The sequence below is a fragment of the Pantoea sp. X-Soil-YNGN-785 genome (genome assembly GCF_059730585.1).
Window position 1 is genome coordinate 478637 of sequence record NZ_AP035943.1, and the last position, 19259, is coordinate 497895.

The 19259-nt window shown below is 50.7% G+C and carries 15 protein-coding genes; 6 read left to right on the forward strand and 9 right to left on the reverse strand.

Annotated features, from left to right (window positions below; translation table 11 throughout):
- Positions 1–9: 9 nt before the first annotated feature.
- Together AC6I8E_RS20885 and AC6I8E_RS20890 are read right to left on the reverse strand one after the other, a co-directional pair.
- The gene (locus tag AC6I8E_RS20885) at positions 10–438 is read right to left on the reverse strand and encodes a GFA family protein (protein ID WP_497824772.1); all 429 of its coding nucleotides are present in this window, start codon (positions 436–438) and stop codon (positions 10–12) included.
- A 136-nt stretch (positions 439–574) separates the two neighbouring features.
- Positions 575–1204 carry a LysE family translocator gene (locus AC6I8E_RS20890; protein WP_370425556.1) on the reverse strand — a complete coding sequence of 210 codons (630 nt, stop codon included), beginning with the start codon at positions 1202–1204 and terminating at the stop codon, positions 575–577.
- 557 nt (positions 1205–1761) lie between these two features.
- Here AC6I8E_RS20890 and AC6I8E_RS20895 point away from each other — a divergent pair.
- Entirely contained in the window at positions 1762–2871 is a 1110-nt protein-coding gene (locus tag AC6I8E_RS20895; protein ID WP_095708058.1) for an efflux RND transporter periplasmic adaptor subunit, read from the forward strand.
- Positions 2868–5954 carry an efflux RND transporter permease subunit gene (locus tag AC6I8E_RS20900; protein ID WP_497824773.1) on the forward strand — a complete coding sequence of 1029 codons (3087 nt, stop codon included), beginning with the start codon at positions 2868–2870 and terminating at the stop codon, positions 5952–5954. Before AC6I8E_RS20895 ends, AC6I8E_RS20900 begins: the two co-directional genes overlap by 4 nt.
- 222 nt (positions 5955–6176) lie before the next feature.
- Here the strand turns inward: AC6I8E_RS20900 and AC6I8E_RS20905 are convergent, their stop codons facing one another.
- The 3 genes from AC6I8E_RS20905 to AC6I8E_RS20915 form a co-directional block, all read right to left on the reverse strand.
- Complete coding sequence (locus tag AC6I8E_RS20905; protein WP_033735535.1) at positions 6177–7208, reverse strand: methionine synthase; 1032 nt, start codon at positions 7206–7208, stop codon at positions 6177–6179.
- 27 nt (positions 7209–7235) lie between these two features.
- On the reverse strand, positions 7236–8216 hold the full coding sequence (locus AC6I8E_RS20910) for a DUF1852 domain-containing protein (protein WP_107320420.1): 981 nt from the start codon (positions 8214–8216) through the stop codon (positions 7236–7238).
- 457 nt (positions 8217–8673) lie between these two features.
- Positions 8674–9384 carry an IclR family transcriptional regulator gene (locus tag AC6I8E_RS20915; protein ID WP_497824774.1) on the reverse strand — a complete coding sequence of 237 codons (711 nt, stop codon included), beginning with the start codon at positions 9382–9384 and terminating at the stop codon, positions 8674–8676.
- Between the two features lie 173 nt (positions 9385–9557).
- On the opposite strand from AC6I8E_RS20915, the gene AC6I8E_RS20920 reads away from it, so the two are divergent.
- Positions 9558–10250, forward strand: coding sequence for an RraA family protein (locus tag AC6I8E_RS20920; protein WP_110332012.1), 693 nt, complete (start codon positions 9558–9560; stop codon positions 10248–10250).
- Positions 10250–11197 carry a hydroxyacid dehydrogenase gene (locus AC6I8E_RS20925; RefSeq protein ID WP_346436249.1) on the forward strand — a complete coding sequence of 316 codons (948 nt, stop codon included), beginning with the start codon at positions 10250–10252 and terminating at the stop codon, positions 11195–11197. The genes AC6I8E_RS20920 and AC6I8E_RS20925 overlap by 1 nt, the downstream gene beginning before the upstream one ends.
- A gap of 210 nt (positions 11198–11407) precedes the next feature.
- On the opposite strand, the gene AC6I8E_RS20930 is transcribed toward AC6I8E_RS20925, so the two are convergent.
- Entirely contained in the window at positions 11408–11653 is a 246-nt protein-coding gene (locus AC6I8E_RS20930) for a hypothetical protein (RefSeq protein WP_497824775.1), read from the reverse strand.
- A gap of 1027 nt (positions 11654–12680) precedes the next feature.
- On the opposite strand from AC6I8E_RS20930, the gene AC6I8E_RS20935 reads away from it, so the two are divergent.
- Positions 12681–13319, forward strand: coding sequence for an acyl-homoserine-lactone synthase (locus AC6I8E_RS20935; RefSeq protein ID WP_013196115.1), 639 nt, complete (start codon positions 12681–12683; stop codon positions 13317–13319).
- Between the two features lie 13 nt (positions 13320–13332).
- On the opposite strand, the gene AC6I8E_RS20940 is transcribed toward AC6I8E_RS20935, so the two are convergent.
- Positions 13333–14025 (reverse strand): LuxR family transcriptional regulator, encoded by a 693-nt coding sequence (locus AC6I8E_RS20940; RefSeq protein WP_013196114.1) that lies wholly within the window; start codon positions 14023–14025, stop codon positions 13333–13335.
- A gap of 1223 nt (positions 14026–15248) precedes the next feature.
- Positions 15249–16589, reverse strand: a complete 1341-nt coding sequence (locus AC6I8E_RS20945; protein WP_095708052.1) for an MFS transporter — start codon at positions 16587–16589, stop codon at positions 15249–15251.
- Between the two features lie 472 nt (positions 16590–17061).
- Here AC6I8E_RS20945 and AC6I8E_RS20950 point away from each other — a divergent pair, with 472 nt between their 5' ends.
- Positions 17062–17532, forward strand: a complete 471-nt coding sequence (locus AC6I8E_RS20950; RefSeq protein WP_147788931.1) for a DUF1203 domain-containing protein — start codon at positions 17062–17064, stop codon at positions 17530–17532.
- 80 nt (positions 17533–17612) lie between these two features.
- On the opposite strand, the gene AC6I8E_RS20955 is transcribed toward AC6I8E_RS20950, so the two are convergent.
- Entirely contained in the window at positions 17613–19196 is a 1584-nt protein-coding gene (locus AC6I8E_RS20955) for a methyl-accepting chemotaxis protein (protein ID WP_147788932.1), read from the reverse strand.
- Between the last annotated feature and the right edge of the window lie 63 nt (positions 19197–19259).

The window sequence follows — 19259 nt, forward strand, 5'->3', positions numbered from 1 at the left end:
CCGCTGTGATTAATCAACAATCTTTAAGCTCGTCAGCAGTGCATTCAGCGACGTTACTGGCCCCGCATGATTAGTCTCTGAGCGGGTATGGTCCCACGGCATGGCGTCATCGGTACAATAATCCCCTATGCAGTGCATCGCGACTGGAGTATTCAGTAAGCCGATCGGAAGCCAGATGTAAGGCCGGTCGCGCAATCGGTTTGGAACGGCAGAACCACAGCTGACGCAAAAGTCAGTGCGATAACCTGTTGGTTTACGCCACGACGCGATCTGGCTTTCGCCTGCTATCCAGGCAAAATCACGCTCTTTTATCAGCGTTGCCAGGTTATAACCGGTTCCGGTCTGCTTTCTGCACAGTGAACAGTGACAGCGGTAATAGAGCATGGGGGTTACCGAAATCTCAAAAATAACGGTTTCACACAGACATGAGCCTTTCATTTTTCGCCTTTTGAATCAGGATTCGGGGTTGTGCGCGGGCTATCGGATTGCATCGCCTGCTGCCGCTTCGGCTCATCACCTGATCGTTCCGGGTGATGAATCAAAACGGATGACGCTCCGCCATCATTAGCTGTAATTAGTTGCGGCTGAAGACCAGTTTCAATCCTGCCAGCGCAAAGCAACAGGCTAATAGCGCATCCAGCCCGCGACGAATGCGGCGGTAAAAAGCGCTCATTACAGCTGTCGAGAACAGCAAAGCATAGCCACCGAATACAACCATGCAGATCGCCGCACAGCCGCAGATGATCATCGGTAACGTCGAGGCGACCGCATCCGGTTTAAGGGCAAATGACATAATCGCCACCCAGGTCAGAATCGCTTTGGGGTTGCCGATATGCATCAGGATACCCTGACGGAACAGGCTGCCATAAGCGACCCGGGTATCGCTGGTTTTAAATTCACCGGCTTCCGTGCGGCGTAATGCAGATTTACCGGCTTTAAACGCCAGCCAGAGCAGATATATTCCGCCGCCAATTTTTAACGTAATCAGCAGTTGAGCAAAGGTTGTCAGCACGGTCAGCACACCGCAGGCTGCGAGCAGCGCCCAGATCATCGAACCACTCACGACACCCGCAGCCAGCGCCAGCGCGGCACCTCTGCCCTTTTTCATCGCTGTCCCCATTATCGCCATATTGCTCGGTCCAGGGCTGGCCGTCGCGACAAAATAGGTCGTAAAAATCAGAATTAACTCGTGTGAAAGCGCCATATTTTTCTCTGCGATGCGAGGTTATCAATATGTTATATCCGCTGGCAAAGAAATTTACTAATCATTCACATATTGCAGGTTTTACGGATGCGGCTTAATAAGAACCGGCAGGCAGCAGGTACGGCGGCGATAAGCTGTCCTTACAGAGTGGCAGTTGCGCGTTAATGGCTATTCAGACGTTGCTTCCCGCGTAAGCTGGAGCAACATCGTTATGCCTGACATCACTCACAATCAGTGACCTAATCAAACAATGGTCACTTCCTGTCAATCAGGATCACTGACGTTAGGGGGCAAACTTTGCCGATGCCGATCTCCTGAGCATTCACAAATGCACTGTGCCTGCCGCCCAAAAAATGCAAGGCGTCCAGGAACCGCTCTCTTTGCCCTCATCCCCTGATATCACCCCTCTTCAGCTGCCATGACCCTTTTAATAACCCCTTCACGGTGACATATCTTGATCTGTTCATGACGAAAATTCAGCCATTTGTGACCATTGACTTATTTGGTCACAGGAATGAAAATGCGCAAACTATCCTGTTACCGCTTTAAGGGAACTCATGCTCAGGCTTAAATCCGCCACCCTTGCTGTTTACGTGTTGCCGCTGGCCCTGGTGGCCTGCGGTGAACCTTCCACCCGCGACGATCCCCGTACCCAGGCTCCTCTGGTGCGGACTGCAATCGTGGTAAGCGCGATAGAACGAACCCACGCCTTTACCGGCGTTGTGGTCGCCCGGATTCAAAGCGATCTCAGTTTCAGAGTACAAGGCAAAATCCTTGAACGTCTGGTGGATACCGGTCAGGCGGTCAAACGCGGTCAGCCGCTGATGCGTCTGGATCCGATTGACCTGACACTGCAGTCTCAGGCTCAGCAACAGGTTGTGGAGGCAGCACGGGCACGGGCTAAGCAAGCCACGCAGGATGAAGCGCGCTATCGCGGCCTTGTCGCGACGGGTGCCGTGTCGGCATCAGCCTACGACCAGATAAAGGCCGCCGCCGATACGGCAAGAGCCGATCTCAGAGCCGCACAGGCCCAGGCCAGTGTCGCGCAGAATGCAACCGGTTATGCGGTGCTTCTGGCCGACGCCGATGGCGTTGTCGTGGATACGCTGGCAGAACCGGGTCAGGTGGTCAGTGCCGGACAGGCCGTTATCCGCCTCGCCAGAGCCGGTCAGCGCGAGGCCATTGTGCAATTACCGGAGACGCTCAGGCCTGCGCCGGACAGCGATGCTCAGGCCACGCTTTATGGCTCCGGCGATAAACAGGTGCCCGCCAGGTTACGCCTGCTATCCGATGCCGCTGATCCGGTGACGCGAACCTTTGAAGCGAGATATGTCCTGGAAGGTTCACTGGCTAATGCACCGCTCGGCTCGACCGTCACGCTTAACATCGCGGAAAACGCCAGCAAAGCTTCGGTCATGAACGTGCCCTTAGCCGCGCTCTACGATCCGGGGAAAGGGCCGGGCGTCTGGGGCATTTCAGGTCAGCCCACAACCGTCTCATGGCGACCGGTGCAGGTGATCAACCTTGGGGATGACAATGCCGGCGTTGTCGGAAACCTCAAGCCGGGTGAGCAGGTCGTTGCGCTTGGCGCGCACCTGCTTCATGAGGGTGAAAAAGTGCGCACGGCACCGCAAGGCAACGAGCGCAGCGCGGGGAGTCATCCATGAGCAAGGAACGTTTCAATCTCTCGGCGCTGGCTGTGCGCGAGCGCTCGATTACCCTCTTCCTGATCATTCTGATTACTGTCGCCGGTATCCTGTCGTTCTTCGAACTGGGGCGAGCGGAAGACCCGCCTTTTACCGTCAAGCAGATGACCCTTATCACGGCCTGGCCGGGTGCTACAGCGCAGGAGATGCAGGATCAGGTTGCTGAGCCGCTGGAGAAGCGTCTGCAGGAGCTTAAGTGGTACGACCGCAGTGAGACCTATACCCGTCCGGGTCTGGCGTTTACCCTGCTGTCACTGCAGGACAGCACGCCGCCTTCACAGGTACAGGAAGAGTTCTATCAGGCGCGCAAGAAAGTCGGTGATGAAGCCAGCAGCCTGCCCGCGGGCGTTATCGGACCGATGGTTAATGACGAGTTCTCTGATGTGACTTTTGCCTTATTTGCGCTTAAGGCCAGGGGGGAGCCGCAGCGTCTGCTGGCAAGGGATGCTGAATCGCTGCGCCAGCAGCTTCTGCATGTACCCGGCGTAAAAAAGGTCAACATTATTGGTGAACAGAGTGAGCGAATCTTTATCTCGTTCTCTCATGACAGGCTGGCCACGCTCGGCATTTCTCCCCAGGATATCTTTTCTGCCCTGAACAGTCAGAACGTGCTGACCCCGGCCGGTTCAATAGATGCCAGCGGTCCCCAGATTTTTATCCGTCTTGATGGCGCCTTCGACACCCTGGAGAAGATTCGCCAGACGCCTGTCGTTGCCGGGGGCCGAACACTGCGCCTTTCAGATGTCGCGACTGTGGAGCGAGGCTATGAAGATCCGGCGACCTTTATCGTGCGTAATCAGGGCGAACAGGCGCTGTTGTTAGGCGTCGTTATGCGCGACGGCTGGAATGGCCGTGATCTCGGTAAGACACTGGATGAGGAAACGGCCAGAATTAATGACGACATGCCGCTGGGTATGACGCTGACGAAGGTCACCGATCAGGCCGTCAACATCAGTTCAGCCGTAGACGAATTCATGATCAAGTTTTTTGTCGCCCTGCTGGTGGTCATGGTGGTCTGCTTTGTCAGTATGGGCTGGCGGGTTGGTGTAGTGGTCGCCGCAGCCGTGCCACTGACGCTGGCTATCGTGTTTGTTGTGATGGAGGCGTCCGGCAAAAATTTCGATCGCATCACGCTGGGTTCGCTGATCCTTGCCCTGGGTTTGCTGGTCGATGACGCCATCATCGCGATTGAAATGATGGTGGTCAAAATGGAAGAAGGTTATGACCGCATCAAAGCCTCTGCTTATGCATGGAGTCATACGGCGGCACCGATGCTGGCGGGTACGCTGGTTACCGCTGTGGGCTTTATGCCCAACGGTTTTGCACAGTCTACTGCCGGTGAGTACACCAGCAATATGTTCTGGATTGTCGGTATCGCCCTGATCGCCTCGTGGATAGTCGCGGTGGTGTTTACGCCTTATCTTGGCGTGAAAATGCTGCCGGAGATCAAAACGGTGGCGGGAGGACATACCGCGATTTATAACACCCGCCATTACAACCGCTTCCGTTATATTCTGGGCCGCGTCATCGCAGGTAAATGGCTGGTAGCCGGTTCGGTGGTGGCTCTGTTTACGCTTGCCGTGCTCGGCATGGGGATGGTTAACGCACAATTTTTTCCCACCTCTGACCGCCCGGAAGTGCTGGTGGAAGTCCAGATGCCTTATGGCACCGCTATTGAGGAGACCAGCAACGCGGCGGCAAAAATCGAAGCCTGGCTGCAGAAGCAGCCGGAGGCAAAAATCGTCACATCGTATATCGGACAAGGATCACCGCGTTTTTATCTGGCCATGGCTCCCGAGTTGCCTGACCCCTCATTTGCAAAAATAGTTGTGCTGACGGACAGCCAGGAAGCGCGCGAAGCACTTAAGCACCGGTTACGCGAGGCGGCGGCTGATGGACTTGCAGCAGAGGCGCGCATCCGCGTGACACAGCTGGTGTTTGGTCCCTACTCGCCCTATCCGGTGGCATATCGCATCATGGGGCCGGATGCCGACACGTTGCGCACCATCGCAGCCGACGTAGAGGCAGTGCTACAGGCCAGTCCGCTGATGAGAACAGTTAATACGGATTGGGGTCCAAGGGTGCCGACGCTGCATTTCACGCTTAATCAGGATCGCCTGCAGGCCGTGGGGCTGACATCGAATGCGGTGGCAGAGCAGCTTCAGTTCCTGCTCTCTGGCGTTCCGATTACCTCAGTGCGTGAAGATATCCGCTCCGTGCAGGTTATGGGACGCGCAGCGGGTAACATCCGCCTCGATCCGGCCAGAATAGCGGGCTTTACCTTAGTCGGTTCCTCAGGTCAGCGTATTCCGCTCTCTCAGATTGGCGACGTTGACGTACGCATGGAAGATCCGATTCTGCGTCGCCGCGATCGCACCCCGACGCTGACGGTGCGCGGTGATATTGCTGAGCATCTGCAGCCGCCGGATGTCTCAAAGCAGATGCTCAACGCGTTGCAGCCCATCATCAATTCACTGCCAGCGGGCTACCGCATTGAACAGGCGGGCTCGATTGAAGAATCTGGTAAAGCGACCAAAGCAATGGCACCGCTGTTCCCGATTATGATCGCCATGACGCTGCTGATTATCATTCTGCAGGTGCGTTCGATGTCGGCGATGGTGATGGTCTTTCTGACGTCGCCTCTGGGACTGATTGGTGTAGTGCCGACGCTACTTCTCTTTAACCAGCCGTTTGGCATCAATGCACTGGTTGGACTGATAGCGCTATCGGGCATCCTGATGCGTAACACGCTCATCCTGATAGGCCAGATTCACCATAATGAACATGAAGGACTCTCGCCTTTTGATGCGGTGGTGGAAGCAACGGTACAACGTGCGCGTCCGGTGCTGCTGACGGCAATGGCTGCCATTCTGGCCTTCATTCCGCTGACGCACTCCGTATTCTGGGGAACGCTGGCCTATACCCTGATTGGCGGAACATTAGGCGGCACCCTGATTACGCTGGTATTCCTGCCAGCGATGTACGCGATCTGGTTCAGAATCCGCCCGGATCACCCCCGCTCCGCTGACGAAACGCTGAGCTGAACGTAATCTGCAACGGGCGTGCTCGCTGACCAGGTGATTCACGCCCGACAGCATAGCGGATTACGTTACTGAGGTTTCATAGCAGGGAATCTCAACGTGATTTAAGAGGAGTGGAATGAAGAGCCTACAGAGATGGATAGCGGGACAGACAAAGTAAAAGTAAGGGCAGCCTCAGTCCGGCTTTCAGGCATCTGAAGCCGGACTGAACTGCTCAGGAAAAGATTATTTTCCCAGAATTTCTCTGCGGACAATCTCGGCACCCGCACTCAACGCATGCAATTTGCCATTGGCAACCTGACGCGGCAGAGGAATCATGCCACAGTTAGTCGAAGGATAGAGATTTTCAGCATCCACGAACTGCAGCGCTTTGCGCAGCGTGTTTGCGACTGCTTCCGGTGTCTCAATTTCATGAGTAGCCACGTCGATAGCACCAACCATGACTTTTTTACCGCGAATCAGCTCGATCAGATCCATCGGCACGCGCGAGTTCTGGCACTCCAGTGAAACGATGTCGATAGCTGAACGCTGCAGTTTCGGGAAGACCTCTTCGTACTGACGCCACTCTGTACCCAGCGTTTTCTTCCAGTCGGTATTCGCTTTAATGCCGTAGCCGTAGCAGATGTGAACGGCGGTTTCACACTTCAGCCCTTCAATAGCTCGCTCTAACGCGGCGATACCCCAGTCATTCACTTCATCAAAGAAGACGTTAAAGGCTGGTTCGTCGAACTGAATAATATCAACGCCCGCGGCTTCTAACTCTTTCGCTTCCTGGTTGAGGATTTTTGCAAATTCCCAGGCCAGCTTTTCACGACTTTTATAATGATTGTCATAGAGGGTGTCGATCATCGTCATCGGACCCGGCAACGCCCATTTAATAGGACGATCGGTCAGCTTGCGCAGGATTTTTGCATCTTCAACAAATACCGGCTTCTGACGTGAGACTTCACCCACCACGGTCGGCACGCTGGCGTCATAACGATTACGGATGCGGACCACTTCACGCTTCTCAAAATCTACGCCGCTGAGGTGTTCAATAAACGTCGTCACAAAGTGCTGACGGGTCTGCTCACCATCACTGACGATATCAATGCCGGCGCGAACCTGGTCGTCCAGACAGAGACGCAGTGCATCTCTTTTACCGTCAACTAACTCTTCATCCTGCAGTTTCCAAGGTGACCAGAGCACCTCTGGCTGCGCGATCCAGGACGGTTTAGGCAGGCTGCCCGCAGTGGATGTCGGTAATAAAGTTTTCATAGCAGGTGACCTTTTGTTTTTAATTAATCAAAGAACGGATTCAGCAGACCATTGTGCGAGAAGTGTCTGATTCGGCTTGATGAAATGCGCCTCAGTAAACTTACCCTGCTCAACGGCCAGACGACTGCGCTCTTCGCGATCGTAAACGATGCGGGTTAATGAATAATCCTGATGCTGCAGCGTTGGCTGATAGCACTGTCCGGCTGCAGAATTCGCGTTGTAGATTTCCGGGCGATAGATCTTCTGGAACGTTTCCATGGTGCTGATCGTGCTGATCAGCTCAAGATTGGTGTAATCGCTGAGCAGGTCACCATGGAAGTAGAAGGCCAGCGGCGCAACACTGCCCTGCGGCATAAAGAAACGCACTTTCAGGCCCATTTTTCCAAAATAAAAATCAGTCAGCGAAGGCGCATCCTGCTGGTATTCGATGCCCAGCACCGGATGCACATTACCGGTACGCACATAGGTATTTTTGCTCGACACACTCAGGCAGATGACCGGCGACTTATTGAAGTTTTCTTTATAGGCCGCTGAGTTGACGAAGCTTTTAAAAATGTTGCCGTGTAGCTGGCCGAAATCATCCGGCAGACTGAATTCAGTCTGGCCTTTATTGTGTTCTGTCAGCACTACGCTGAAATCATAATCACGCACGTAGGAGGAGAAGTTATTGCCGACAATCCCCTCGAAACGTTCACCGGTTTTGTGATCGACGATATGGGTTTTCAGAATCTCAATCGCCGGGAACGATTCGTCGTTGCTGCCTGGCTGAAGATTCAGCTCAGCAGAAATAATCTCAAGTTCGACAGCGTAACGGTCGCTTTTTGGGTTATCCCAGTGCGCCAGCGCGTTGAACCGGTTGTCGATCATCGCCAGGGCGTTATGCAGGTTTTCCTGGCGTTTTTCGCCACGCGCCAGATTCGCGAAGTTAGTCGTCGCCCGCGTATTTTTCGAAGGGTTATAGTTTTCGTCGAAACGAATGCGCTTGAGGGTAAAGGCTAAGTTGTTCATCGCTATCGGGTATCCTGGTCGCTGATATGATTTGTTGCTTCAGGGTTATGCAGCTTTGCTATCCCTTAACACCCAGTCATATGACTCAAAGTTATTAACAATTCTTACTTTATGCCTCAACATCCGGTTGAAAAAAAGTGATTAAATTTCAACGAACATGAAGGAAATTCATGTTGAGGCGGGAAAGTGGGGGATTTTTCATGCGGCCAGCGTGCCATTAAACATCTGACGTTAAATCAGAATGTTTAAAGGCGCACCGGAAGTAAATTATTTTAAAAAGTATCAATGACTTAATATCACTCCATCACAGCGGCGGATCTTTTGAGAGTTAAGTACTCAGGCAAGCCAGACATCCCTTAATTCACCCTGGCTTAAATCGACCGACTCCAGCCAGAAAATCTTGCCGCTCTGGAAGAGCACAGCGCTGACACGGAATCACCTGTGCCCTTCACGTCTGCTAAATCTTGTAAAAATTATCGCATGTCACTTTATGCGCGCCTGATTTAACCGAAAGTCGGCTGGCCGCTTCTTTCATCCGTTTCCCCAGTCCGCTTTCACACTTCGCCTGCGTCAGACGTGACGATGGCCCGGTCAGTGCCAGCGCAGCGAGCAGCCTGTCGCCTTCTCCAAACACCGGTACGGAAAATGCCGCAATGTGTGGATCGCGCATCCCGGAGGTAAACAGCGGTAGTTCAGGTACAGCCTCAAACAGGGGTTCGTTCTTTCCCCAGTAGCGAAGCACCTGTCCGATGGCAGAGTTATCCAGCGGCAGAAAGGTGCCGGGCAGACGCGTTTCACGCAGTCCTTCAGAAGGCTCAGCTCTGAACAGACAGAGTCGCTGATCGTTTTCTATCACATACCATGAGGCGCTTTCGCCCGTCGCGGTCGCCAGAGCGTGAAGCTCAGGCTGAACAATGCTGGCCAGATGAAAGGATTGCTCATAGAGCTTGCCCAGATAGAGCAACCTCGGCCCCAGGGTATAGACGCCATTGTCGCGGCGAATCACATAATTCATGCGCTCAAGTGAGTTCATCAGGCGATAGACCGTCGTTTTGTGATAACCCGATAGCTGCGCCAGCGCGGTAAGCGTCAGCGACTCCTCGCCAGGTTTGAAACAATCCAGCAGCGCCAGCGCTTTTTCTACGGCAATTACGCCTTCATTCCCCATTGGTACGTCCTCCTGTATGCGACGGCAGGCAGTTTACCGCGCAATTTGTGATTCACATCGTATTTACATCACAAATGAGTGCTTAACACTGGTGCGATGCGAATTAACATCGATATAGTAGTTTTATATTGTACAACTAAGTTGTACCTGGTAAAACTAAAGAGGAATGATCTATGCCACATGCAGAGAATACCTTCATCAATCGCGACATTATCCGTGTCGCGCCAGAACTTGTTAAACAGGCGGCTCAGTTCCAGGCCGCGATACTGGCGGATGTCGCCGGTCGACGCGGAACGCTGCATGGTCGCGTCAAACCGGTAGCCTCCACGATGAAAGTCGCTGGTCCCGCTATCACCGTCGAGGTCCGGCCTGGCGATAATCTGGCGATCCATGCCGCACTGGCAATCGCCCAGCCAGGCGACGTGATTGTGGTTGATGGCAAAGGCGATATCAGCTGTGCCTTAATCGGAGAGATTATGTCGACCCAGGCTGAAGCCTCCGGCATCGCGGGGATCATCATTGATGGCGCGGTTCGTGACGCCGATGCACTGAGCGCGAACGGTTTCCCGGTGTTTGCCGCGGGCCTGAATCCCTGTGGCCCGACCAAATCTGTTGCGGGACGGGTAAACTACCCGGTTTCTGTCGCGGGCGCAGCCATTCAGCCGGGCGATCTGGTCATCGGTGATATTGATGGCGTGGTGATTCTGCCGCGTGAAGAGATCTCTGCCCTGCTCGAACTGGCGCAGAAAAAACTGGATTTCGAGACCGGGCGTATTGCGGCCATTCGTGATGGTGACCTTCGCGCGCCGTGGCTGGAGAAAGCCCTGCAAACCGCTGGCATGCTGACGGATGGGGAGACGCTCTGATGACAACCCAACTTCCCGTCATTCTGGTCACGGCCAGCGATCTGGCTCCGCAGGCGGTCAGCCTGCTGAACGCGTTTAGTCTGGTTTATGCAGGCAAACAGCCCGACGAAGATACCCTGTTCAGACTCTGCCAGCAGCATAATCCGGTGGCGATAATTGTCCGTTACGGAAAAATTAATGCCCGCATCATGGATGCTGCACCTGCCCTGCGCGTGATTTCCAAACACGGCAGCGGCATTGACGTTATCGATCAACAGGCAGCCGCGGCACGCGATATCCGCGTTCAGTCTGCGCCGGGTGCCAACGCAGCCGCTGTAGCCGAGCATACCTGGGCGATGATTTTAGCCTGCGCCAAATCCGTGATAACGCTGGATCAGCGCATGCGTCAGGGGCACTGGGACAAATCCACTCATAAATCTGTAGAGCTGGAAGGCAGAACGCTGGGTCTGGTCGGGCTTGGTGCAATTGGCGGTCGCGTTGCCCGCATTGGGCGGGCGTTTGGCATGAAGGTGCTCGCCTATGATCCTTTTGCAAAAACCTTTCCTGATGAGTGTGAGTCCGCTTCACTTGATGATCTGCTGCAACAGGCAGACATTATTTCGCTGCACTGTCCGCTGACCGAACAGACCCGCCAGATGATCAATGCAGAGAAACTGGCGTTGTTTAAAAAAGGCGCCATCCTGGTAAACACGGCACGCGGCGGTCTTATTGATGATGATGCGCTTTTAGCGGCGCTGAATGATGGCACCGTCGCCTGGGCCGCACTGGACAGTTTCCCCACTGAACCTCTGACGGCGCCGCATATCTGGCAGCATGTTGAAAATGTGATTCTGTCGCCACACATTGGCGGCGTCAGTGATAACTCCTACGTGAAGATGGGTACGGTGGCGGCCAGTAATATTCTGAACGTTCTGGAGTCCCTGAAAAACGAAAGCGCGGTATCCTGAGCCATCTCTGTAGCCGACTAAACAGGCTGTAACGGTATTTAGTCGGCATTTTTACAGGTTTGAGTCTCTGCAATCACTAAAGGCGCTGAAGAGGCTATCATCGAGGCACGTGGGTTATGAATAATGCGTGTCTGCTTTTAGTAAGCAGCTGAAGTCAGACTGATGAGAAAGGCTTTCTCATTGTCTAAATCATCACATCCGTTCTGAGCCTCATATTCCTGAAGGCAGGCGTGCGAAATGCTTTTTCATGCTGTCGGTCAGCTCAAAAATGCAATCGAGATGCCTGCACTTTTTCACGACCTGACTGCTTAAATGTGAATTGCCGCAGCTGCTGAAAAACTCAGTCATTCGTTTCACATCAAACAGCTCATCCTGTTCAGCAAGCAGAATTGTGACCGGAAAAGAGAGCTTTTTTAGTTGCCCTGAAGGATTTTTTTGTGTCAGAACCTTTGCCATGTTTACGATGTACACCCCAACAAAATCAGGTCTTAAGCGAATAACCTCACTGGGGAAATTAAGCCTCACACCAGCGCGATGCCCTGATTTTAGGGCACGTGACAGTTTTAACGAAAATGCCTGTTGAAACTGAGACTTAGCTATTAGATACGATCCTGTCGCGAGCCATTCTCTCAGGGTAGGATAACCTCATTACGGGTCACTGCCGGTAATACCGATAAGTTGATGCCACATCCAGATGAAAAACAATAAACCGCCTCATGACGGATAACGATCAGAGCCTGAATTATTTGCCACGTTAACGAGCCATGGCCTTTAAGCATGATATTAAGTTACGCTTAATTTAGCTGGTGAGCCAACGCAGTATAGATTTGATGGGAACGTCGATGGCGGTATCGAGGATTAATACCCGGAAAAAATAGGTTCAGAGATATTTTTCATGCGCGAAAAATAATGAATAACTGTCAGCAGGCTGATAATTTTTGCAGAGCCGGGTGATCTCAGAATCGCCGGAAGCGTTCTTAAAATCTGGCAAATCAGGTAAATTGAAAATCAGAAGTTAAACAATTCGATATTACCAACTGATCATTCCTTATGATACCGCTGGCTGGCTAACTGCTGAAGTACTTCCAGGCAGACTGACTGCATTGGCTATCAAATGAACAGCAATGTTGCTCGCTCAATGCGTAATTTTACATTCATTATTTGACTGGATTAACTGAACAGGAAATTTTGCCCCTTAAAACAATAAGGGGCAATAAATTAATGATGGTTATTTGACTTTTTTCGTATTCTGGTATTTTTATTATTTGAATGCTTTTTGCACTCTGTACGCGAGACTTTGAATATTACATAATCTCGTCTGGTTTTCCCTGGTGTTGCATTGGTCTTTGATAACCTGACCGCCGGGCAATGAAAGTGCTTAGTGGTCAGGCACATTTTTATTATAAGACCTGTACGATATAATAAAAGCTGTCCTAAAGGGCAGGGGCAATAGTTTCATCATGTGATTATTGAGGGCGAGTTAATGAGTTCTGCTATTGATTTTTTTTTGCGTGATTATGATCAACTATCGGTTGAAGAAGCGAATGAGTTATACCGGCTCAGAAGAAAAACATTTCGGGATCGACTCGACTGGGAAGTCGAATGCATTGACGGCATGGAAAAGGACTTTTTTGACAATAAAAACACCACTTACTTACTGGGTGTGCACGACGGACAGTTGCTATGCGGTGCACGATTCATAGACTCTACCCAGCCGACGATGATGAGCGAAATTTTCCATAAGTACTTTTCAGCAGTGTGTCGTCTCCCTACCGATATGCCCTGCTGTGAAATTACTCGCCTGTTTTTAGACAAAGAACGACGTGACGCTGCAAAACTGGATGGTTTACCCGCCAGTAAAGCATTATTTCTTGCAATGATTATTTTTTGCATGAAGAAGAAATATACAGGGATGTACGCAGTGGTCAGTCGCGGCATGTATGCCATATTTCGTCACGCCAACTGGAAAACAGAGGTAATTCAAAAAGGGTTCTCCGAAAAGGGAGAAGATATCTACTACATTTTTATGCCTGCTAACAGTAACGTCATTGAGGATATCATCATCAAGGACAAACACTCTGACTGGCTTCGTGAAAAGCTACAGCACTTATGCCATCTTTGAATGAGTATCTGGCTCAGTTTTCCAGTAAGCGGAGTTCTGCGCCAAGTTTTATCGCGTGTCTTGCGTTATTAACACCGAGTTTTTTCATTACATTACCCATATGGAATTTTACCGTACGCTCCGCAATAGATAAAATAATAGCAATCTCAGCATATGTTTTGCCGTCGCTGACCCACTTAAGAATCTGTCGCTCACGCGGTGATAAAAAGGCATTCTTTTTCTGCTGATGTTGACTATACAGATTGAGCGTCTTCTGATGCAGATGAATAAGGAAACTCATGAATTTTGCACGATGTTTATCAATATCAAAATCAAATTCCTTTTTCCCAATAACAGATAACACAACCAGATTATTCAGGTAGTCATGCAGAGGAAATGTCTGTCCCCGATAAATGTTATATTGAAAACTTTCGTTGAAAATCCTGGTAAGGTTGTAACCTTCTGACAAAATAACTTCATTCTCCCAAAAGTAGTCTTCAACGCAGCGCAAACCACGGATAATGACGGGATCGATAAACTGATATTTCCTTTCAAGGTAAACATCAAACCACGCCGGGTTGTTGTTAATAATTTGCATCTGCGAAGGGTCTTTTTTATTCATAATAGCGTATGCATAGATAACACCCTGGTAATCCTCAAAGAACGCATCCAGTTCATCCTTGATTAACGAATTTATCTTTTGGTCGTTGTAGTAGGTATCCTTCACGTCAGTTGCTACCTTCAGGTTTAGTGGCTTACAAGTATAATCGGGTTCATAAACGACATTGAATCGTATGTTTACCCAACTCACTTATCGAAGTGACGACATCATACAGCAATATTCCACTCATTTCTGCCTTAAGACAGTGAGGACAGGATGAGTTCATGGGATTGCTGACGGTTATCGAGACGTTGACAGAACACCCTGATAGATGGGAATAGCCGAATAAGTGTTGAGAGTTCGGGATAATGCAGGCCTGTCTGAAGCGACAACAGCAACTTTCCTGACAAATCCCTGGTAAGGAAATGTCACAAGATAGTGCACAGGCAATAGATTATAAGAACCGTAACCGCTTGATAATCAGCACTTGTTTTGCGCATATACATCATTGCTTTATGCATTATCATTCAATCCCTGGTTTCAGGCATTCCCTGTAGTGAGGAAACGCCTGTTAATGTCAGTTGAAGACAGCAGACGCTGTGTTGATCTGTTTCATAGCTTGTATACATGTTTTTGGACGTTAATACCTATAGCCCGCATATTAACCAGCGCCCGGCTGGTCTGGATGAACAGAGCCATTAAAATTGTGGTTTTGTTATGCCTGATTGTGGCGAACATGACTAAGCAGGCGTGTTATTCTGCCAGACTGATAAAATGAGTTTTTTCAGTGCGTTGTATCAGACCGGTTCTCTTATGTTCGGGTATGGCTCTGTCTTCAACAGGCGGGGATTAGGATCATGGATTTTCCAGCAGGTATTGACGCCTGACACACACCTTTTAAACGAAGTGCTTCCTGGATTGCATCCTGTTTTTCTGATCCTGAGCAACTGCTGAACTTTCTTATTAACCCTCACCAACTTTGTAAAACAAGAATTATATAAATTGCTCCATCAGATATATCTACTTTCTGAGGGCAATAATATTAACGCTTTAGCCCACAGGGAATTGTTTCTTCGCTCCAGCCTGATGCAGGCTTTGAGCAATCACTTTAATGTGCGAGGATTTAAATTCACTTGTAGGGTCAAATCACTATTTAAAGTTAGAACCTGAAATACAAAACCTAATCTGGTATCTGCTGAATGAGTCTATCGACGACTTAATATCTTTGGAAGAACGTTCACAGGATGTGCCTTGAGTTTTCTGGCAGTTAAAACAGTGTTCTTGTGGCAGTAAAAGCTGAAAGGACTCACCTGCAGACGCAATGCTCAGCATCTGCAGGTGATGCTACGTTATTTACTGACTGGCGAAGCGTGAGTGTCAACTTCGATGTTTAACTCTTTTTTGCGCCCCATAACCAGCACCGCAATACCGCCGATGCCGCAGAGAATAGCCAGTGGCATCATTGCCAGCGTATGGCTGCCGGTCGCCTGATTAATGATGCCGTAAACGTTGACCATTAACCCTCCGCCAATCAGGTTCGCCATCGCACCGATAGCAGCCAGACCCGCAGCAGCGGTAGTGGAAGACATCCATCCCGACGCCAGCGCCCAGAAAGGTCCTTTCATTGAGTAGGCACCAATTAATACCAGTGACAGGATGACAACACTGCCGGTCAGGCTGTTGGTGATAAAGGCGGAGAGCAGACCACCTGCAATCAGGAACAGCGTTAACGCGGTATGCCAGCGACGCTCGCCGCTCCGGTCAGAACTTCTGCCCCATACAATCATCAGAATGGATGCCAGACCGTAAGGAATCGCATTGACTAAACCGGTTGTGAAGTTATCCAGCCCGAACGATTTCAGCAGTTGCGGAGACCAGACGCTCAGAGTTGATCCCGCCGCAGAAGCCCCCGCATAAATCAGTGCCATCACCCAGATATGCTTATGACGCAGTAACTGCCATAGCGAGATATGACCAATCGCTTTTTTCTTCTCGTTTTCTGCCTGAATAGTCGTGCTCAGCCACGCTTTTTGTTCCTGATTTAGCCAGCTGGCATCGGTCGGACGATTACTGAGTAAGAAGAAAGCGGCAATCCCCAGAATCACCGCCGGAATACCTTCCAGGATGAATAACCAGTGCCAGCCGCGCATGCCTAACCAGCCGTCGAGCGACAAAATCAGACCGGAGATAGGCGATCCTATAAAGTTTGCCGCCGGGATTGCCACCATGAACGTTGCAATCACACGCGCACGGTACTTGCCCGGGATCCAGTACGTCAGATAAAGAATTACGCCAGGGAAAAATCCTGCTTCAGCTGCACCCAGTAAAAAGCGCAATACGTAGAGCGTATTGGCACTTTCAACAAAAGCAGTGCAGACCGAAATAATGCCCCACGACACCATGATGCGAGAGATCCAGATCTTTGCCCCAATTTTCTGCATGGCGAGGTTACTGGGAACTTCAAACAGGAAGTAACCCACGAAAAACAGGCTGCTTGCAAAACCAAATACGGCTTTCGACAACCCTAAATCTTCGTTCATCTGTAACGAAGCCATTCCGATGTTGCCGCGATCGATGATGGCAATCAGATAACAGACAATCAGAAAGGGCAAAATGCGCCAGACCACCTTCTTAACGGTCTGCTGCTCAATATCAGCAGAGAATGTCGTGATGTGCTGTTTTTCAGACATGATGATCCTCACAATTTTGTCATCGGCTTAAGGGCAGTGGAGAAAGCGGCTTGTTGTACTCTGTAAAACAGTAATGTACTAAGTAAAACCATTATCACGATAAAATCTTGCCCCTGCCTGAGGATGTAATGAGGTTGTGTTATTTGTCACAAAAAAGTACATGGCAGTTTTGTTTTATGTGACGGATATGTCGTTAGCGGGGTAGCGTTCAGGGAATTTTTTACAAGTTACCAGAGATGCGCGATGGGCAGAAAGGTGAAGGCAATTTGACGGCTTATCGCGGATGGAAAGGTATTAACATCCGTAAAAGTTTGTCATGAGTAAGGTTGTCAAAGCTGGCTGAGGGGGGGGACACATCTAGTGCAATTCCCTGACAGTCTCGTTCCCAAAAATCCCTGACCGAAAACGGCGAGTCTCACCAAACGATATCCGATAACGTCATTCTTCACTGCTGAAAACGACAGGCGATATCATGAATTTTAAAATCTCAGGTCTGGATGCCGGGCCATTTACTCATCTTTTTGGACAGAGCGATAGCTATCTGAAAGAACACAACGCAATACGTCAAAAGGTGGAGAGCTATCCTGGTTATCCCGACAGAATCTCATTGTGTGATATTCCTGCAGGTGAAACCGCCCTTCTGATCAATCATATTTATCAGGCTGCAGACACACCCTATTTTGGCACGCACGCGATTTATGTCTGGGAGGGATGCACCCAACAAGGCATTTACCACAATGAATTACCTGAAGTCCTGCACAACAGAGTGCTGTCATTACGTGCTTATGATGAAAAACACTTTTTAATAGCGGCAGACATAGCTGAAGGAAATTTTGCTGAAGTTCTGCTGCGCCGTTTTTTTGCCGATCCGCAGGTGAGTTATGTTCAGATACATAATGCGAAGCGGGGTTGCTATTCCTGTTGCGCTGAGCGTTGTGAATGAATATTCAGAACCGGGCTTCTATTTACGCTGAAAACTGTCAGGGCAAGATATCGTGAAGTACCCTGCCCTGACATCAAAGATTAAGCACGTGCAGGACTAATTTTAAACACGCTTACGCTGGCAAGCAGCATTTCAGCCTGCGCTTGTAAAGCCTGCGCCGCAGCAGTGGACTGCTGAGAAAGCGCGGCGTTTTGCTGCGTGGCTGCGTCCATATGGGTGACCGCCAGATTAACCTGATCGATACCGACACTTTGCTCGTTACTGGCCGACGAAACGTTTTCAATCAGCTCACTGACCTGATGAATGCGTAAAATAATCTCTTCCATTGTCGTACCGGCATGTTGAACCAGTTCGTTGCCCTGCCCGATTGAATTCACAGAACGTTCGATCAGGATACGCACATCTTTCGCCGCTTTTGCTGAGCGCTGTGCCAGAGCACGGACTTCCGCCGCGACTACTGCAAAACCACGACCTTCGGCACCCGCACGCGCCGCTTCGACCGCAGCATTCAGGGCCAGAATATTGGTCTGGAAAGCGATACCATCAATGACTGTAATGATCTGGTTAATTTCGTTTGAGAACTGCTGGATTTCGCTCATGGTGTGGACGACTTTTTCCACCACGTTGCCGCCCTGACCCGCAATGGAGCGGGCATCATGTGCAATGCTGCTGGCATGAGAGGCGTTCTGCGCGTTATTTTTCACCACCGAAGTCAGTTCCTCCATGGAGGCTGCAGTTTCTTCAAGCGCGCCTGCCTGCGCTTCATTACGCGAGGAGAGTTCCTGGCTGCCCTGGGCAATCTGAACAGAGGCTGAGGCGATGTTCTCCGTGCCGGTGCGAACGCCAGAGACGATGGAAGTCAGGCTGATATTCATTTCTCGCAACGCCGTCATCAGCTCTGCGGTTTCGTCGCGTCCGCTGGGGCGAATCACGGTCTGCAGATCGCCTGAAGCTACTGTGCGCGCAATGTTGACAGCTTCGCGCAATGGATGGGTAATGCTGCGGATTAACCAGGCAGTGATTAATACGCCGGAAAGCAAAATACCCGCCATCGCGATCCATAAGGTCATGCGGGTTTCCTGATACTGGGCGAGATTTTGCGCCGTCATCTGTTCATTGAGCTTCTGGGCATGTGCCAGCGTACGATGAACCACGTCATCAATCATTTTGGTCGGCTCACGATCGATGCCATTGACCTGACCATCAACCAGCTGGGCGCTCGCGAGGTTTTGGATGTCGTAGTTTTGCAACGCAACCAGGTATTTTTGTCTGAGCTGAGCGTGTAGCTCGATCGTCTGTTTCACCTGGGTCGTATCCATCCCCAGTTCGGGTTGCAGTATCAGCAATTGATGGAGTAGCGCCTGAGTTTTATCACTCTGCGCCAGGAAGGCCGCTTTGTATTTTTCGAAAACACGCATGCCTTGTGTGCCGCGTAACAGGGTGTTTTTCCACTCCTGTACCTGAATTTTAAACTGAACCTGTGCATTACGTGCAGTATCAATGCTCTCCGCGACACGCGTTTCGCTTGCCATGATGTCGGTATTTTTCTGCAAAGCCTGAGTATTCAGGGTAATGCCTCGCAAACCGACAAGCAGGGTCGCCAGTAGCAGGATGGCGGCCATCACACTGAGTCTTTGCCCTATCGTAAAATGATTAAGTTTCATATTTTTTCCGTGGTGAAAACAATCAATGCCCCGGCAGATCCCGGTACAACAGTTATCGACGCG

Coding starts and splice junctions, on each gene's coding strand:
- AC6I8E_RS20885 (WP_497824772.1), bottom strand. CDS start 438: ATGAAAGGCTCATGTCTGTGTGAAACCGTTATTTTTGAGATTTCGGTA.
- AC6I8E_RS20890 (WP_370425556.1), bottom strand. CDS start 1,204: ATGGCGCTTTCACACGAGTTAATTCTGATTTTTACGACCTATTTTGTC.
- AC6I8E_RS20895 (WP_095708058.1), top strand. CDS start 1,762: ATGCTCAGGCTTAAATCCGCCACCCTTGCTGTTTACGTGTTGCCGCTG.
- AC6I8E_RS20900 (WP_497824773.1), top strand. CDS start 2,868: ATGAGCAAGGAACGTTTCAATCTCTCGGCGCTGGCTGTGCGCGAGCGC.
- AC6I8E_RS20905 (WP_033735535.1), bottom strand. CDS start 7,208: ATGAAAACTTTATTACCGACATCCACTGCGGGCAGCCTGCCTAAACCG.
- AC6I8E_RS20910 (WP_107320420.1), bottom strand. CDS start 8,216: ATGAACAACTTAGCCTTTACCCTCAAGCGCATTCGTTTCGACGAAAAC.
- AC6I8E_RS20915 (WP_497824774.1), bottom strand. CDS start 9,384: ATGGGGAATGAAGGCGTAATTGCCGTAGAAAAAGCGCTGGCGCTGCTG.
- AC6I8E_RS20920 (WP_110332012.1), top strand. CDS start 9,558: ATGCCACATGCAGAGAATACCTTCATCAATCGCGACATTATCCGTGTC.
- AC6I8E_RS20925 (WP_346436249.1), top strand. CDS start 10,250: ATGACAACCCAACTTCCCGTCATTCTGGTCACGGCCAGCGATCTGGCT.
- AC6I8E_RS20930 (WP_497824775.1), bottom strand. CDS start 11,653: ATGGCAAAGGTTCTGACACAAAAAAATCCTTCAGGGCAACTAAAAAAG.
- AC6I8E_RS20935 (WP_013196115.1), top strand. CDS start 12,681: ATGAGTTCTGCTATTGATTTTTTTTTGCGTGATTATGATCAACTATCG.
- AC6I8E_RS20945 (WP_095708052.1), bottom strand. CDS start 16,589: ATGTCTGAAAAACAGCACATCACGACATTCTCTGCTGATATTGAGCAG.
- AC6I8E_RS20950 (WP_147788931.1), top strand. CDS start 17,062: ATGAATTTTAAAATCTCAGGTCTGGATGCCGGGCCATTTACTCATCTT.
- AC6I8E_RS20955 (WP_147788932.1), bottom strand. CDS start 19,196: ATGAAACTTAATCATTTTACGATAGGGCAAAGACTCAGTGTGATGGCC.